A 17,065-nucleotide genomic window follows, 5' to 3' on the forward strand; every position below is an offset into this window, starting at 1 on the left:
GTACCGTTCGCGAATTACCGGCCGCTGGCGCGCCGGGTCAGGATCACGAAATCCGTCGTTGCGCTTTGCGGGCTGCCGGTTTCGCCGCTCATGGCATTGTCGGAGACGATCACCGTTGCGCCGACCCAGGTCAGCTCGGCGAGGCGCTGTGCCACATCGTCGGACACCGTGATGCGGTCGAGGGCGCCTTTCGCCGTCTCAGGCGTCACGAGAGGCACCATGGCCGCCGCAATGGACGCCTCGTTCTTGTTTCGCTTGCCTTCGCGGGCAACCGGCCGGGTTTCGGGCTGGGCCGGCATCGACACGACTTGCCAGGAAAGCTGCGAGCCGTCATCGGAGGCGCGGGTGCTCACATAGACATGCGTGCCGATCTCCCGCTCGGGATCGCGGATCGCGACCGGGACGTCGAACAATTGCAGGAACGCCTGACGGACATAGAGCCGTCCGGTCTTGCGGCTGATGAACACCGAAAGCGGCTTCATCCGGCGCGTCGCCTCGGTCAGCGAATCCGCCGCTGCCTTGCTCGTCGCCTTGGCCTCGAGCGTCGCATTGCGCGCGGCCGTCAGTTCCTGCAGCTTGGCCTCGTTGATGGCACGGGCCTCGGCGGCCAGCTTCTGCGCTTCGGCAAGGGCCCGTTCCGCCTCCGCCTTGGCCTCGGTTGCCGCGACGATGCGCTGCTCCTCATCCTTCTGCGTCTCGACGACATGCGCCTCGGCATCGGCCTTGGCGGCGATGGCCTTCGCAACGCGGAGTTCGCCGACCTTCTGTGCCTCGGCGAGAGCGGCATCGGCCTTGCCTTTCGCAACCATCGCCTTGGCAAGCCGCGCTTCCTTGACCTTCAACGTCGCGGCCAGCGCGGCGTCGGCCTCGGTCTTATTCTCGTTCGCCTGGGCGATGCGGGCATCGTCGGCAGCGCCTTGCGCTTCGGACATGGCTGCCTCGGCCTGTTTCTGCGCCTCGGTCGCGGCGGCGATGCGGGCGTCCCTGCTCTTCTCCGCCTCGGTGATGGCCGCCGAAGCCTCGCCGACGCCCTCGATGGCATCGGCAATGGCCTGCTTGCCGTCCGTCTTCTCCAGCTTTCGGATGGCAGCCGCGAGATCGCGCGCCGCCTCCCTCGCCACATCTTCGGCGATAGCAAGCTTCCTGCCTGACACGCGCTGCTCGGTGGTCTTGGTCGCCAACAGCAGCACGGCAGCCCGGGTGTCCTGAGCCGCAACCTTGGCCTTGGCGGTCGCCTCGTCTTTCATCATCCGCGCAAATTCGAGCGGGTTGAGCTGTTGCGGCTCGACGGGGCCTTCGCGAAAGCCGGTCGGCTCCAGGATCGCTCCACCATTCTGGCGGGCGCTGTTGACCGTGAAGATGGAATCCGGGCCGGTCCGCATCGCAACCTTCGGAGCCGGCTGCATTTTCGGCGCCGGGAGCGTCGGGTGACGCAGCTCGAAAGGCGTAATGTCATGCGGCGCAACGATCACCCGCTGGCCGACCTCGGTGGCGCTGAACAGGCGCGGAGCAAAGCCACCCGGCAAGCGAATGCAGCCATGCGAGGCCGGATAGCCCGGCACGACGCCCGCGTGCAGCGCAATGCCCGACCAGGTGATACGCTGCATGAACGGCATCGGCGCGCCGCTATAGATGTTGGATTCGTGATAGCGCTTCTTCTGCACGATGGAGAAAACGCCGGTCGGCGTGCCGTAGCCGCGCATGCCCGTCGAGACGGTTGAGCGGGCGACCAGCCCGGTGCTGCCATAGACGGAAATGCGCTGATCGGCGATGGAAACCACGGCAAAATACGGACCGGGCCCGAAACCGTCGGGCTTGGTCTCCTTCTTTGGCATGGCGGCCGTGGTCTCTGGCGCGTCAGCCGTGTCGTCATTTTGGGCAAATGCAGGTTGCGCGGGGCCGAACGTCAGGCAAGTCAGAAGGCTGAGGGTGAAGATTGCCGACAGGCCGCGCAGGCACGAAAGGCGCCGGGAGGCGCCATTATCAACATTACTCACGATTACACTCCCGTCCGGTACGCAAAACTCCCCGCCTCTTGAATGGTGGGAACTGGCGCTTCAAGGGGGGCACGCCCGGAGTTTAGGCAAAAATGCTTTTGGAAGCGTAATTCTGCAGGGCGAGGCTGTCTTTACCAGCATCACAAATTAGTCAGGCCCAGATTATGTAACGGCGGGCGGATTCGAGGTCACAGTTCGGCCTTAACCGGCGGGAAACCAGCACCGATAGGTTGGTGGCGCGGCCCCCAATCGCGCGTAGCTTGCAATCATCAATCCGAAATGCCTTTAACGATTCCCCCGGTTGCCCGCGTAATCTCGTCCGCCGCCGACCGAATCAACGTGCCGAATTCCTCGTCGCGCTCCAGCTTCACCCGTACCGACGGCCCGGACAGCGACACCCCCGCCACGACCTCGTTATAGGCGTTGAAGACGGGCGCCGCGATGCAGCGCATGCCCTCGGTCCGCTCCTCATTGTCGATGGCAAAGCCTCGCGCGCGAATCTCGGCGAGTTCAGCCATGAAGGCATCGCGCGTGGTGATGGTGTTGGCGGTATAGCGCGGCAGGTCCTCGGGCAGCGAGGCGCGCGCCTGCTCTTCGGGCAGGAAGGCCATGATCGCCTTGCCGATGCCTGAGGCATGTCCGGGGCCCCGCGTGCCGGGCCGGAAGAACGCCCGGATCGGTTCATGCGTTTCGACCTGACTGATGAAGGTCACTTCGCCGCGATCCAGAATAGCGAGGTTGGCGGTCTCGCCCGTCTCCGTCATGATGCGCTGCATGACGGGGCGGCTCTGCTCGGCGATGCGGGTGCGCCCGATGAAGTTCATGCCGATGCGAAAGCCCTCCAGCCCGACATGCCAAAGCTGCCCGACCTCATCGAATTCGACGATCCGGTGTTTTTTCAGCGTCGTCAGGATGCGGTAGCAGGTCGGCGCGGACTGACCGCCGGTCTCGGCGATCATGGTCAGGGTCATGCCATTGCCGGAGGCGACTGTCTTCAGCACCTCCATGGCCCGGTCGAGCGACTGGATCAGCACGTCATGCGATTTGTCGTGAAAGGCTTTCGGGCGGCCTCGGTTGCGTGCGGTCACTGCGGCCATAGCCAACTCCTATTGAGCAATTTGAAATATCATTTCATTGACCGAAAAAATAAAATCCCGTTTGATAACATTGCTGTAAGAGACTATATCAGATTCTGAAAAATCATTTCAAAAAAATTGTGAGCGCAGTCCACGCAGGGTAGTCTTTTAAAAAGCTCCTCGACATTCGTGAGGAGAAGATGGGAGGTACGAAATGTCCACGCAGAACCCGATCTTCATTCCGGGCCCCACCAACATTCCCGAAGAGCTGCGCCGGGCAATCGACTTTCCGACGATCGATCATCGCTCGCCCGTCTTTGTCGAAATGCTGAGGCCCGCACTCGATGGCGTCAAACGCATTCTGAAGACGCAGCACGGCGACGCGCTGATCTTCCCCTCCACTGGGACGGGCGCATGGGAAGCGGCGATCAACAACACGCTGTCACCGGGAGACGTGGTACTTGCGGCACGTCATGGCATGTTCTCGCATCGCTGGATCGACATGTGCAACCGGCACGGCCTCGAAGTGCAGATGATCGAGGAGGAATGGGGGCGCGGCGCGCCGGCCGACCAGTTCGAGAAGGCGCTGAAGGCGGACAGGTCGCACCAGATCCGCGCCGTACTCGTCACGCATAATGAGACTGCGACGGGCGTGCGCAGCGATGTCGCCGCCGTCCGCCGCGCAATCGATGCTGCCAATCACCCGGCCATGCTCTTCGTCGACGGGGTCAGCTCGATCGCCTCGATGGATTTCCGCATGGACGAATGGGGCGTCGACATCGCCATCACCGGCTCGCAGAAAGGCTTCATGCTGCCGGCCGGCCTCGCCATCCTCGGCATCAGCCCGAAGGCGAAACAGGCGATGACCGCCGCAAAATGCTCTCGCTGTTTCTTCGATTTTCGCGATATGCTGAGGGCGAATGAGAATGGCGGCTTCCCGTACACGCCGCCGGTGAACCTGATCCGAGGTCTCGACCTGTCGATCCGCTTGCTGGAAGCGGAAGGTCTCGACAATGTCTTCGCGCGGCACTTCCGCATCGCCGAGGGCATTCGCGAGGCCGTGGCCGCCTGGGGGCTTTCGCTCTGCGCGAAGGAGCCCCGGCTCTATTCCGATACCGTCAGCGCGGTTGCGACGCCCGCCGGTTTCGATGCGACCAGGATCGTCACCCATGCCGCGACCAAATATGGCGTCGCTTTCGGCGTCGGGCTCGGCGACGTCGCCGGCAAGGTGTTCCGCATCGGCCATCTCGGCTCATTGACCGATGTGATGGCGCTGGCCGGCATCGCGACGGCCGAAATGGTGATGGTGGATCTCGGCCTCCCGGTCCGCCTCGGCTCGGGCGTCGCGGCGGCGCAGGAGCATTACCGCACCAGCACCGGGAACGTACAGATGAAGGCGGCGTAAGCCATGAACATCCACACCACACCCGACGGCTTGACCATCCCGACTTATGACGACGTCGTCGTCGCCCATGAACGGATCAAGCCGTATATCCACCGCACGCCGGTACTGACCAGCGCCTTCATGAACGCGCTGACCGGCGCCGAGCTGTTCTTCAAATGCGAGAATTTCCAGAAGGCCGGAGCCTTCAAGGCGCGCGGCGCCTCTAACGCGGTCTTCGGACTGAGCGAGGAGAAGGCAAAGCGCGGCGTCGCCACCCATTCGTCGGGCAATCACGGCCTCTCCCTCGCCTATGCGGGGGGACGCCGGGGCATTCCCGTCACCGTCGTCATGCCCCGCACGGCGCCTGAGGCCAAGAAGGCCGCCGTGCGCGGCTATGGCGGCACCATCGTCGAATGCGAGCCGAGCACTTCCTCCCGCGAGGCCGTATTCGCCGAGGTGGTCGCCAAGACCGGCGCCGATTTCGTGCACCCCTATAATGATCCGCGCGTCATCGCCGGCCAGGGCACCTGCGCCCGGGAGATGGTCGAGGAGCTGGGGGTGCTCGACGCCGTCATCGCGCCGATCGGCGGCGGCGGCATGGTGTCGGGCACCTGCCTGACCCTGTCGTCGATCGCTCCCTCGGTCGAGATCTACGCCGCCGAGCCCGAACAGGCCGACGACGCCTATCGGAGCTTCAAGGCCGGCCACATCATCGCCGACGACGCCCCCAACACCGTCGCCGACGGGCTGAAAGTGCCGCTGAAGGACCTCACCTGGCATTTCGTCTCCGGCAAGGTGACGGACATCCTCACCGCGTCGGAGGAGGAGATCGTCAGCGCCATGCGCCTGATCTGGGAGCGCATGAAGATCGTGATGGAGCCGTCCTCGGCGGTGCCGCTCGCCACCATCCTGAAGAACCGCGACCGTTTCGCCGGCAAGCGCGTCGGCGTCGTCATCACCGGCGGCAATGTCGATCTGGGCAAACTGCCCTGGCTCAAGCACTGACCTTGGAGACGAGACCATGAATGTGTTCACAAAACTGGCCGATCTCGAAGTTGGCTATGACGTGCCCGCCGCCGTCGGCATGAACGAGGCCGACATCCAGACGCCCTGCCTGGTCGTCGATCTCGACGCGCTGGAATACAACATCAAGGCGATGCGCGATTTCTGCGCGCAGATGGGCGTGCGCCACCGCGTCCACGGCAAGATGCACAAATCCGTCGACATCGCGAAACTTCAGCACAGCCTGGGCGACGCCGTGGGCGTCTGCTGCCAGAAGGTCAGCGAGGCTGAAGTCTTCGCGCGCGGCGGCATCAAGGACGTGCTGGTCTCCAACCAGGTGCGCGACCCCGCCAAGATCGACCGCCTCGCCCGGCTGCCCAAGCTCGGCGCGCGCACCATCTGCTGCGTCGACGACATCGCCAATGTCGCCGATCTCTCCGCCGCCGCCCAGAGGCACGGCACCACCATCGAATGCCTCGTCGAAATCGACTGCGGGGCGGGGCGCTGCGGCGTGCAGGCCGGCCAGCCGGTCGTCGACCTTGCCAAGGCCATCGACGCGGCGCCGGGGCTGAAATTCTCCGGCCTCCAGGCCTATCAGGGCGCCATGCAGCACATGCAGAATTACGAGGACCGCAAGGCCAAGATCGACATCGCCGTAGAGATGGTGAAGCGCTCCGTCGATATGCTGCGCGAGGCGGGCCTCGAATGCGACATCGTCGGCGGCGGCGGCACCGGCTCCTATTATTTCGAGGGCAACTCGCAGGTCTATAACGAGCTGCAATGCGGCTCCTACGCCTTCATGGATGCCGATTACGGCCGCATCCACGACGCCAAGGGCGAGCGCATTTCCGAGTTCAAGAATGCGCTGTTCATCCTGACATCGGTGATGAGCCACGCCAAACCCGACAAGGCCATCTGCGACGCGGGCCTCAAGGCGCAATCGGTCGACAGCGGCCTGCCCTACGTCTTCGGGCGCAGCGACGTCGAATACATCAAATGCTCCGACGAGCACGGCGTCATCTCCGATCCGAACGGCGCGCTGAAGATCAACGAAAAGCTGAAGCTGGTGCCCGGGCACTGCGACCCGACCTGCAACGTGCATGACTGGTATGTCGGCATCCGCGGCGGCAAGGTCGAAACGGTCTGGCCGGTTTCCGCCCGCGGCAAAGCCTATTGAGGGGTACCCATGATCGTTGTCGGGGAGGAGACCTGCCGTCAGATCATCGGCAGACCGGAAGCGTTTAAGGCGGTTGAAGCCGTCTTTGCCGCCATGGCGAGCGGGAAGGCATATAATTTCCCGGTCATCCGCGAGGCCATCGGCCATGCGGACGCGCTTTACGGCTTCAAGTCGGGTTTCGACCGCGCCGGTCTCGTCCTCGGGCTCAAGGCCGGCGGCTACTGGCCGGGCAATGAGAAAAAGGGTCTGACCAACCATCAGTCGACGGTGTTCCTCTTCGACGCCGACACCGGCAAGGTGAAGGCGATGGTCGGAGGCAACTATCTGACGGCGATCCGGACGGCGGCGGCCTCCGCCATCTCGATCAAATATCTCGCCCGCAAGGACGCCAAGGTGCTCGGCATGATCGGGGCCGGGTTCCAGTCGGCCTTCCAGGTCCGCGCGGCGCTGGAGCAGCGCAATTTCGAAAAGATCATCGGCTGGAATTTGCATCCGGAGATGCTGCCCCGCCTCGAACAAACCGCGCACGAGGCGGGCGTGCCCTTCGAGGCCGTCGATCTCGACCGCATCGGCGCTGAGGCGGATGTCATTATCACCATCACCTCCAGCTTCGCCCCCATCCTGACGCGCGCCCAGGTGAAGCCGGGCACGCATCTGGCCTGCATGGGCACCGACACCAAGGGCAAGCAGGAGGTTGAATCCGAGCTGGTCGCGGCGGCGACCCTGTTCGCCGACGAGGTGGCGCAATCGATCACCATCGGCGAATGCCAGCACGCCATGAGCCAGGGCCTCATCAATCAGAAATCCGTCACGCCGATCGGCGACGTCATCAATAGCGAGCATCCCGGCCGGTCGACGGAGAGCGAAATCACTTTGTTCGACGGCACCGGCGTCGGGCTGCAAGATCTGGCCGTAGCATCCGCTGTCGTCGATCTGGCCATCGCCAAGAATGTCGCAATCAATATCGAATTTTGACGTTTAAGGCGCGCGGCAGCCGCGCTAGGCTTGCCGTCTACGATTGAATGCTGCGCCAGTGGATAGGCGCAGCCACGCTCTGACTTTATTGGTTTCACTTCATGCCGTCTGCCGCAGGGCGGCCGGTGTCTGTCGGTTGCGCGTTGAACGGCGGTTTTGCGCTGTCAGAAAACTGGAGTTAGGACATGCGATATAAAGTGCTCATCCTTGGCGCCTCCTATGGATCGCTTTTCGGCACCAAGCTCCTGATGGCCGACCATGACGTAACTTTGGTCTGCCGCTCCGCCACCGCGCAGCTCATCAATGAACGCGGCACCGAAATCCGCCTCAAGCTGAAGGGCGAGGCCGGGCACCGCTCGATCTACTCCACGGACCTGCCGGGGCATCTGAACGCCGTGACGCCCGAGCGCGCCGACCCCGCCGCCTACGACCTCGTGCTGCTCGCCATGCAGGAGCCGCAATATAGCGTCCACGCAATCCGCACTCTGCTCATCCGCATCGCCGAGGAACGGCTGCCCTGCCTCTCGATCATGAACATGCCGCCCCTGCCCTATCTGAAGCGCATCCCAGGGCTCGACACCTCGAAGCTCGAGCCGGCCTTCGCCAATCCCCGCGTCTGGGAGCGTTTCGACCCGGAGCTGGTCTCGCTCTGCTCGCCCGACCCGCAAGCCTTCCGCCCGCCTGAGGAGGAAGCCAATGTGCTGCATGTCGGCCTGCCGACCAATTTTAAGGCGGCCCCCTTCGGCAAGCCTGAGCACAACGCTATGCTGGCGGCGCTCGAAGCCGACATCGCGGCAGTGCTGCTCGACGGCAAGGACGTGCCGGTGAAGCTGCGGGTGCATGACTCGCTATTCGTGCCGCTCGCCAAATGGAGCATGCTGCTGACCGGCAATTATCGCTGCATCACGCGCGGCGACGCGGTGCCGATCCGCGATGCGGTGCATGGCGACATCGACAAGTCGCGGGCCATCTATGCCCATGTCGATGCCATCATCCAACGGCTCGGCGCCGATTCCTCAGATCAGGTCGAGTTCGAGAAATATGCCCAGGCCGCCGAGAGCTTGCTGCGGCCGTCCTCTGTCGCGCGGGCGGTGATGGCGGGGCAGCCCTTCATCGAGCGCGTGGACAGGCTGGTGCAATTGATCGGCCGTTCCCTAGGCATGGAGCACGCCGCCATCGACGAGACCGTGGCGACCGTCGATGCCGCGCTGGCGAAGAACCAGGTCAGCGCGGCGTAACGAGCCATTGACACTCCACCAACCCGTAAATCCTCCGTCGCCCCGGCCGTCAGAGCCGGGGCCCACTCGCCTCTCCTCTAACGAAGTGCTCGCGGATCGGCCATTGGGTCCCGGCTCGCCGCTTTGCGGCGTCCGGGACGACGGGAGCACCTAAAGTTCCGTCCAGGCGCCGTTGGCCGCTGATGATTTCACCGCCGCCTCGATGAAGCGGACGCCCCTGATGCCATCGGCGGCCATCGGCACCTGCCTTGCGAGCGGATCGGGCTCGCGGTTCTCCAGCCGCGCGGCGATCAGCTCGGCGATGTCGGCATAGAGCTGGGCGAAGGCTTCCAGATAGCCCTCGGGATGCCCCGCCGGAATGCGTGAGGCAGCCTGCGCCACCGGCGCGGAACCGGCGCCGTTGCGGCGGATGAGGCGCGGCGGCTCGCCGAGCGGCGAGAAGGTCAGCACGTTCGGGTTTTCCTGGTGCCATTCCAGGCCGCCCTTGTCCCCATAGAGGCGGATGGAAAGGCCGTTCTCATTGCCCACCGCCACCTGGCTGCACCAGAGCATCCCGCGCGCGCCATTGCCGAAGCGCAGCATCATGCCGGCATTGTCGTCGAGGCGGCGGCCCTCGACGAAGACGTTCAGGTCCGCCGCGAGGCTGGCGACCTCAGCCCCGGCGATGAACTCGGCGAGGTTGAACGCATGGGTGCCGATATCGCCGACCGCGCCGACCGGGCCGGAGATCGCTGGATCGGTGCGCCAGCGCGCCTGCTTATGCTCGGAGTTTTCGAGCGCCGTGGTCAGCCAATCCTGCGCATATTCGACCTGCACGACGCGAAGCCTGCCGATCTCGCCGCCCGCGACCATCGCCCGCGCCTGCCTGACCAGCGGATGGCCGGTGTAGTTGTGGGTGACGGCAAAGATCAGATTGCGGTCGGCGGCGAGTTGCTGCAGCTCGTCGGCGTCCTGGCGCGTCGTGGTCAGCGGCTTGTCGCAGATGACGTGGATGCCGGCATTGAGGAACGCCTTGGCGGGCGCGGCGTGCATGTGGTTCGGCGTGACGATGGCGACGGCGTCGATCGGATCGGGACGCTTGCTTTCCGCCTCCGCCATGGCGGCGAAATCGGGATAGACGCGGTCCGGCGCCAGCCGCAGGTCCTCGCCCGACAGCCGCGCCCGCTCGGCGTCCGAGGACAGCGCCCCGGCGACGAAATCCCAGCGGTCGTCGAGCCGCGCCGCCATGCGGTGGACCGCGCCGATGAACGCCCCGCGCCCGCCGCCGACCATGCCGAGCCGCAGGCGGCGGTTCAATTTGCCTTCCTTCGAGCCTTCAATCATGACAACCCCAGCATTTTGCGGTTCATGGCTTCGTCCGTGCCGCTCGAGGCGAAATCGTCGAACGCCTTCTCGGTGACGCGGATGATGTTGGCCGCGATGAATTCCGCCCCTTCGCGCGCGCCGTCCTCGGGATGCTTCAGGCAGCACTCCCATTCCAGCACGGCCCAGCCGTCGTAGTCGTACTGCGCCAGCTTTGAGAAGATCGCGCCGAAATCGATCTGGCCGTCGCCGAGCGAGCGGAAGCGGCCGGCCCGGTCGACCCAGTTCGCATAGCCGCCATAGACGCCGGAGCGGCCGGTCGGATTGAACTCGGCATCCTTGGCGTGGAAGGCCTTGATGCGCTCGTGATAGAGGTCGATGAAGGCGAGGTAATCGAGCTGCTGCAACAGGAAGTGGCTCGGATCGTAATTGATGCAGGCGCGCTTATGGCCGCCGACCGCGTCGACGAAGCGCTCGAAGCTGAGGCCGTCGTGGATGTCCTCGCCGGGGTGGATTTCGTAGCAGACATCGACGCCGGCTTCGTCGAAGGCGTCGAGGATCGGACGCCAGCGCCGGCCGAGTTCGGTGAAGGCGGTCTCGACGAGCCCCGCGGGCCGCTGGGGCCAGGGATACATGAAGGGCCATGCCAGCGCGCCGGGGAAGGTCACATGCGCGTTCAGCCCGAGGCGGCGCGAGGCCTGCGCTCCAAAACGCATCTGCTCGACGGCCCATTCGGTGCGGGCGGCCGGATTGCCATGCACGGCGGCCGGCGCGAAGCCGTCGAAGGCGTCGTCATAGGCAGGATGGACGGCGACCAACTGGCCTTGCAGATGCGTCGAAAGCTCGGTGATGGCGAGGCCGTGGCGGGCGGCGGTGCCTTTCACCTCTTCGCAATAGGCGTCGGACGAGGCGGCCTTGGCGAGATCGAACAGCCGGGCGTCCCAGGTCGGTATCTGCACGCCCTTATAGCCGAGCCCGGCCGCCCAGGCGCAGATCGCGTCGAGCGAATTGAACGGGGCCGCGTCGCCCGCGAACTGGGCAAGGAATATGCCCGGGCCTTTCATGGTTTTCATCGGTGCGGTCCTTCGGAAATGGAGAAAATTGGCGGTGCCGAGCCGGCGCTGAGTTAGCCACCCCTCACCCACCCGCATTGGGCGGGAGCCCTCTCCCACAAAGGGGAGAGGGCAGCGGCGCGAGCCGCAATACCGTGCCCCTCACCTTGCTCGGCACGCCCTCTCCCCTGGCGGGAGGGGGCGGGCGCGTCAGCGACCGGGTGAGGGGGCCTTCTCAAAACGGCGAGTCCGGATAGTAATATTCCTTCGCATTCGCCTGGGTGATCAGCGGCGACGAGATCAAATACGTGCCGCGCACCGGCGCGCCGCCGTAGAAATGTGCAACCGTCACCTGGATGGCGGTGGCGATCATTGCCGGCGGATAGAGCACGTTGACCGGCACCATCTTGTCGCCGTCGATGACGCGCTTGACCATGTCCTTCATGCCGGCGCCGCCGACGACCAGCTTGATGTCGTCGCGCTTGGCCTGCTTGATGGCTTCCAGCACACCGATCGCCATGTCGTCGTCCGAGGCCCAGACGGCGTCGATCTTCTTATGCTTGGCGAGAAAATCCTGCATGACCTTGAAGGCGTCGTCGCGGCTCCAATTGGCGAACTGCTTGTCGATGACGTTGATGCCTGAGCCCTTGATCGCAGCTTCGAAATTATCGACGCGCTCGCTGTCGATCACGGTCGGAATGCCGCGCAGCACGACGACATCGCCGGTCTTCAGCGTGTCCTTGAAATACTGGCCGGAGACGCGGCCGAATTCAGGGTTGTTGCCCGCGACATAGACGTCCTGGATGGCCGGATCCTTCAGCCCGCGATCGACGACGGTGACGAAGGTGCCCTGCTTCTTCACCTGCGCGACGGGCCCTGTCAGCTCGTCCGAATTGAACGGCAGCACGACGAGAGCGTCGATCTTCTGCTGCGTCAAATCCTCGAGCGCATTGGCCTGCGCCGCGCCGGTCGGCGAGGTCTTCACCAGCACCTTCAGGCCCGGATAGGCCTTCTCCAGCAGCGCCTTGGTGCGCTCGGCGTGATAGATCACGCCCGCCGTCCAGCCATGCGTCGCCGCGGGGATCGAGACGCCGATGGTGATGTTCTTCTGCTGCGCCATGGCGCCCGTGGCCAGGCCGAGCGCCAATGACGCCGCGGCAAGAGATCCAATCATTGTACGTTTCATTACTTCCTCCCAGTTTTCGTAAAGTCCGGCCTATTGCGACCGTTGCTGCAAGCTGCGCTGCACCAGCATGGCGATAATGATGATCGCCCCCTGCACCGCGCCGATGAGATATTCGGAGACGAGGTTCGACAGCACCATGATGTTGCCGACCACTTCCAGGATGATCGCGCCCGCGATGGTGCCCCAGATCCGGCCGCGTCCGCCGCGCAGCGCCGTGCCGCCGATGACCACGGCGGCGATGGCCTGCAGCTCCCACAGCAGCCCGGTCGTCGGCGTCGCCGAGCCGAGGCGCGGCACATAGGCGAGCACCGCAAGGCCGACGCAGAGGCCCTGGATGACATAGGTCAGCGTAATGACGCGCGCTATCGGGACGCCGGAATAGCGCGCGACATCCTGGTTCGAGCCGACCGCCACGACATGCCGCCCGAACGGCGTCTTGTAGAGGATGAGCGAGGCGACCGAGGCGACCGCCAGGAAGGCGATCACCGGCACCGGAATGCCGAGCACGTCACCAAAATAGAAAGGACGGTAGAGATCGCGCATCTCGTAGCTGGCCATGGTGATGGTGCCGCCCGCCGCCAGATACATGATCAGCGCGCGGAAAATGCCCATTGTGCCGAGCGTGACGATGAAGGGTTCGATCCGCCCGACCGTCACCATCAGGCCATTGGCGAGACCGCAGGCCGCGCCCAATACGAGGGCGACGCCCATGGCCATGGCGAGCGTCGTCCATTCCGCACCGCCCATGGCGTTCAGGAACAGGATCATCATGCCGGCGACGAAGGCCGACATCGAGCCGACTGACAGGTCGAGCCCGCCGCTGGCGATCACGAAGGTGGTGCCGACGGCGATGATGGCGATGAAGGCCGAGCGCGTGACGACATTGGTGAGGTTCGAAACGCTCATAAAATCCGGGTTCAGCACCGTGCCGAGAACCAGCAGCGCCGCCAGCGCCAGGAACGGCGACAGCGCCCGCATGTCGAAGCGCCAGCCGAGCCTCCGGGCCGGGGTCGGGGAAACGGCCTGGCTCATGCCGGGCGCGCGGCTTCCACCGCTGTCTCAACGCCTATTTCATGCACGCCGGTCGCCAGAAACACGATCTCATCCTCCGTCATCTCGTCTCCGCTCACCTCCCCCGCGATCCGCCCGCCGCGCATCACCAGGATACGGTGGCAAAGCCCGATCAGCTCCTGCATCTCCGAGGAGATCACCACGACGGCGACGCCCTGCGCGGCGAGGTTGGCGAGAAAACTGTAGATCTGCTGCTTGGTGCCGATATCGACGCCGCGCGTGGGCTCGTCGATGATGACGATGCGCGGCTCGAGCAGCATCATCTTGGCCAGGAACAGCTTTTGCTGATTGCCGCCGGAGAGCTGGCGAGCGAGCAGATTGCGGCGTCCGACGCGGATATCGAAGCGGCTGATGGCGCCGTCGAGCGCCTCCTCTTCTGCCGGCACGTCCATGACGCCGCCACGCGCAAAGCGGTCGAGCGCGGCGAGGGTGAGATTTTCCCGCAGCTCCTCGTCGAGCAGGAGCCCCTTGCCCTTGCGGTCTTCGCTGAGATAGGTGATTCCCGCCTTCATCGAGGCGCGGACATCGGTGAAATGCACCGGCTTGCCGTGCAGTTCGAGGCCGCCGCGCGAAGGACGCAAGCCGACGATGCCCTCGAACAGCTCCGTGCGGCCCGCGCCGACGAGGCCGCCGAAGCCCAGGATTTCGCCGCGCCGGAGCTTAAAGCTGGCGTCCTCGACATAGCCGGGCACGCTGATGCCTTCGGCCGCTAGCACGACTGCGCCGCCGCCCGCGCTCCGCGCCGGATAGAGCTTTGCCATGTCGCGACCGACCATCAGCCGCGCCATGTCGATGGGGTCGAGATCGGAGGTCGGCGCTGTCGTGACATGGCGGCCGTCGCGCAGGACGGTGACGGTGTCGGAGATCGCCTTCACTTCGGGCAGGCGATGCGAAACGTACAGCACCGCGACGCCCACCTCGCGCAGCCGGCGGATGACGACGAAGAGCTTTTCGGTCTCAACGGGCGTCAGCACGGCCGTCGGCTCGTCGAAGATGACGACCTTGTTCGGCACGAGCAGCGCCCGCGCGATTTGCACGAATTGGCGGTCGGCGAGGGACAGACGACGGACTTCCGAATCGGCAGGGATCGCCGTGCCGAGTTCGGCCAAGACGTCGCGCGTGCGCCGGTCCATCGCCGCGTCGTCGACCATCAGCCCGCGCCGGATTTCGCGGCCGAGAAAAAGGTTCTGCGCCACGCTCAGGTCGTCGGCGAGCAGAATTTCCTGATGGATCAGCACGACGCCATGCCGCTCGGCCTCGAAGGCGCTGGCGAAGCGGATCGGCGCACCCTCCCAGAGCAGCCCGCCGCCGCTCGGCTCCAGATAGCCGGAAAGGATGCGCATCAATGTCGATTTGCCGGCGCCGTTCTCGCCGATCACGGCATGAACGCGGCCCGGCTCCAGTGCGATCGAGATGCCATCCAGCACCTTGACCGGGCCGAAGGATTTCGAAATTTGGTCGGCCTGCAGCAAAGCAAGTTCCAGATCACTGCGGGGACGGCATGTGTCCCCGACGGTTGCACGCGAGATGAAATCCAAGGATGATCTTTGCCGGTCAGCATGGTTGCTGCGGCGCGGGCGATTCCTCCGAATTCATTATTATGGCAACAGATTGAGACTGCCGCGCTTCTTATTCAGTCGATGCCCCCAAGGTTAACGGATGCGGGCGATCTGTCAATTGAAACGGCCCTCAGCCCGCCGCAACCGGCCGCAGCGCGCCCGCCGTATTCAGGTAGACCGCATAGAGCGAGGTGGTGCCGCAGATGAACAGGCGATTGCGCTTGATGCCGCCGAAACAGACATTGGCGACAACCTCCGGAACCCGCACCTTGCCGATCAGCGTGCCGTCCGGGGCGTAGCAATGCACGCCGTCGCCGGCGCTGGTCCAGAGATTGCCCTTGACGTCGAAGCGGAAGCCGTCGAACAGCCCGGCGGTGCAGGTCGCGAAGACCTCTCCGCCCGACAAAGCGCCGCCGGCGCCGACGTTGAAACGGCGGATATGGCGGGGCCCGTCTTTGACATGGGTCGCGCCGGTATCGCAGATATAGAGTTCGCTTTCGTCGACATTGAAGGCAAGGCCGTTCGGCTTGACGAAATCGGTGGCGACCGCCGTCACCGCGCCCGTTGCCGGATCGAACCGGTAGACATGGCTGGCGCCGATCTCGGAGGGAGCGGCGTCACCTTCATAGTCGGAATCGATGCCGTAGCTCGGGTCGGTGAACCAGACCGTGCCGTCGGATTTCACCACGACGTCGTTCGGCGAGTTGAAGCGCTTGCCGTCGATACGGTCGACAAGCACCTTGCGGCTGCCATCATGCTCGGTGCGCGAGATGCAGCGGCCGCGATGCTCGGCGGAAACCAGCCGGCCTTCGAGGTCGACCGTGTGGCCGTTGGTGTTGTTGCAGGGCTGGCGGAAGACCGAGACGAAGCCGTCGGTCTCGTCCCAGCGCAGGATGCGGTCATTGGGGATGTCGGACCAGACCAGATAGCGCCCGGCCGGGAAATAGGCGGGGCCTTCCGCCCAGCGGCAGCCGGTCCCGAGCTTTTCCAGATGGACATTGCCCATGGCGAGCTTGGTAAACCGCTCGTCCAGCACTTCAAAGGCCTGTGTCAGCAAATTAAGTCCCTCCGTCTACCCTTGCGTCTTGGCGCCACGCCCATAGGTCAGCAGCATCACGATGATTACGGCACCATAGATGATTTGCCGCCCCATCTCCTCAATCTGCATCACCGACAGGATCGAGGACAGCAGCGTAATCAGGATGGTGCCGACGATGGTGCCAGCATATGTGCCTTTGCCGCCAAGAATATTTGTCCCGCCGAGCACGACCGCCGCGATGGCGGGCAGCAAATAGGCGTCGCCCATCGCCTGATAGGCCTTTGTGGCATAACCGGCAAGCAGCACGCCCGCAAGCGCGGACATCGCGCCGGAGATGACGAAGCAGATCAGCGTCACGGCGCGGGTATTGATGCCGGAGAGATAGGCCGCCTTTTCGCGGTTGCCGATGGCGTAGATCTTCCGGCCGAGCGTCGTCCGGGTCAGCAGGAAGATCATCGCGGCGGAGAGCACCGCCCAGAGCAGCAGCGCATTGGGCAGCCCGAAAAACGTCCGCTCCGTCGCCAGATCGTGCATGGCCTCGGTGGCGCGGTCCTGCGGCGCAAAGCCCCCGGTGTGGACGACGACGAGACCCTGCACCACCGCATTCATGCCGAGCGTGAAGATCATCGACGGCACCCGCAGATAGGCGGTGCCGATGCCGTTGATGAGGCCGACCAGCGCCCCGCAGGCGACGCCGAACGGGATGGCGAGCGCCGCCCCGAGATCGCCCCACCAGCCGGCCGCCGCCGTCGCCATCATGCCGCCGAGCGTCACCACCCACGGCACCGACAGATCGATATGGCCGAGCAGGATGACGATCATGGCGCCGGTGGCGATGATGCCGAGGAAGGAGGCGACCTGCAATTGCTGCAACAGATAGTTCGGCGACAGGAAATTGGCCGAATAGAAGCTGCCCGCGATCAGCAGCGCGACGATGCAGCCGCTCGCCGTCAGGACGGCCGGATTGGTGTGCCGGCGAAGCTGCATGACGAGTTCGGACATCGGTC

General features: G+C 64.7%; 14 protein-coding genes. 5 read left to right on the forward strand and 9 right to left on the reverse strand.

The features are described 5' to 3' along the window. Window positions 1-14 precede the first annotated feature (14 nt). Window positions 15-1,997 carry a L,D-transpeptidase family protein gene (locus tag BLEFHOIH_RS00595; protein ID WP_245296807.1) on the reverse strand — a complete coding sequence of 661 codons (1,983 nt, stop codon included), beginning with the start codon at window positions 1,995-1,997 and terminating at the stop codon, window positions 15-17. A 269-nt stretch (window positions 1,998-2,266) separates the two neighbouring features. Continuing rightward, on the reverse strand, window positions 2,267-3,094 hold the full coding sequence (gene bhcR, locus BLEFHOIH_RS00600; RefSeq protein WP_088342549.1) for an HTH-type transcriptional regulator BhcR: 828 nt from the start codon (window positions 3,092-3,094) through the stop codon (window positions 2,267-2,269). Window positions 3,095-3,287: 193 nt separating this feature from the next. Here bhcR and bhcA point away from each other — a divergent pair, with 193 nt between their 5' ends. The 5 genes from bhcA (at window position 3,288) to BLEFHOIH_RS00625 (ending at window position 8,849) form a co-directional block, all read left to right on the forward strand. After that, the gene (gene bhcA / locus BLEFHOIH_RS00605; protein WP_088342550.1) at window positions 3,288-4,478 is read left to right on the forward strand and encodes an L-aspartate--glyoxylate aminotransferase BhcA; all 1,191 of its coding nucleotides are present in this window, start codon (window positions 3,288-3,290) and stop codon (window positions 4,476-4,478) included. A gap of 3 nt (window positions 4,479-4,481) precedes the next feature. Then, window positions 4,482-5,462, forward strand: a complete 981-nt coding sequence (gene bhcB, locus BLEFHOIH_RS00610; protein WP_088342551.1) for a beta-hydroxyaspartate dehydratase BhcB — start codon at window positions 4,482-4,484, stop codon at window positions 5,460-5,462. Window positions 5,463-5,478: 16 nt separating this feature from the next. Continuing rightward, window positions 5,479-6,636: a 3-hydroxy-D-aspartate aldolase BhcC gene (gene bhcC, locus BLEFHOIH_RS00615; protein ID WP_088342552.1), complete on the forward strand. Its 1,158-nt coding sequence runs from the start codon at window positions 5,479-5,481 to the stop codon at window positions 6,634-6,636. Between the two features lie 9 nt (window positions 6,637-6,645). Continuing rightward, window positions 6,646-7,611, forward strand: coding sequence for an iminosuccinate reductase BhcD (bhcD, locus tag BLEFHOIH_RS00620; protein WP_088342553.1), 966 nt, complete (start codon window positions 6,646-6,648; stop codon window positions 7,609-7,611). Window positions 7,612-7,796: 185 nt separating this feature from the next. Continuing rightward, window positions 7,797-8,849 (forward strand): 2-dehydropantoate 2-reductase N-terminal domain-containing protein, encoded by a 1,053-nt coding sequence (locus tag BLEFHOIH_RS00625; RefSeq protein WP_088342554.1) that lies wholly within the window; start codon window positions 7,797-7,799, stop codon window positions 8,847-8,849. 150 nt (window positions 8,850-8,999) lie between these two features. Here BLEFHOIH_RS00625 and BLEFHOIH_RS00630 read toward each other — a convergent pair whose 3' ends face one another. From BLEFHOIH_RS00630 to BLEFHOIH_RS00660, 7 genes are all read right to left on the reverse strand, one after another. Beyond that, window positions 9,000-10,172, reverse strand: coding sequence for a Gfo/Idh/MocA family oxidoreductase (locus BLEFHOIH_RS00630; RefSeq protein ID WP_088342555.1), 1,173 nt, complete (start codon window positions 10,170-10,172; stop codon window positions 9,000-9,002). Then, window positions 10,169-11,224: a sugar phosphate isomerase/epimerase gene (locus tag BLEFHOIH_RS00635; protein WP_088342556.1), complete on the reverse strand. Its 1,056-nt coding sequence runs from the start codon at window positions 11,222-11,224 to the stop codon at window positions 10,169-10,171. The genes BLEFHOIH_RS00630 and BLEFHOIH_RS00635 overlap by 4 nt, the downstream gene beginning before the upstream one ends. A 214-nt stretch (window positions 11,225-11,438) precedes the next feature. After that, complete coding sequence (locus BLEFHOIH_RS00640) at window positions 11,439-12,389, reverse strand: substrate-binding domain-containing protein (RefSeq protein ID WP_088342557.1); 951 nt, start codon at window positions 12,387-12,389, stop codon at window positions 11,439-11,441. A 30-nt stretch (window positions 12,390-12,419) separates the two neighbouring features. Beyond that, window positions 12,420-13,421, reverse strand: coding sequence for an ABC transporter permease (locus tag BLEFHOIH_RS00645; RefSeq protein ID WP_088342558.1), 1,002 nt, complete (start codon window positions 13,419-13,421; stop codon window positions 12,420-12,422). Next, window positions 13,418-14,932, reverse strand: coding sequence for a sugar ABC transporter ATP-binding protein (locus BLEFHOIH_RS00650; protein WP_245296808.1), 1,515 nt, complete (start codon window positions 14,930-14,932; stop codon window positions 13,418-13,420). The genes BLEFHOIH_RS00645 and BLEFHOIH_RS00650 overlap by 4 nt, the downstream gene beginning before the upstream one ends. A 217-nt stretch (window positions 14,933-15,149) precedes the next feature. Next, complete coding sequence (locus BLEFHOIH_RS00655) at window positions 15,150-16,025, reverse strand: SMP-30/gluconolactonase/LRE family protein (protein ID WP_088342647.1); 876 nt, start codon at window positions 16,023-16,025, stop codon at window positions 15,150-15,152. A 66-nt stretch (window positions 16,026-16,091) separates the two neighbouring features. Continuing rightward, window positions 16,092-17,060 (reverse strand): ABC transporter permease, encoded by a 969-nt coding sequence (locus tag BLEFHOIH_RS00660; RefSeq protein WP_088342559.1) that lies wholly within the window; start codon window positions 17,058-17,060, stop codon window positions 16,092-16,094. Window positions 17,061-17,065 lie beyond the last annotated feature (5 nt).

Source organism: Rhodomicrobium sp. R_RK_3 (genome assembly GCF_002198715.1).
Classification (GTDB): Bacteria; Pseudomonadota; Alphaproteobacteria; order Rhizobiales; family Rhodomicrobiaceae; genus R-RK-3.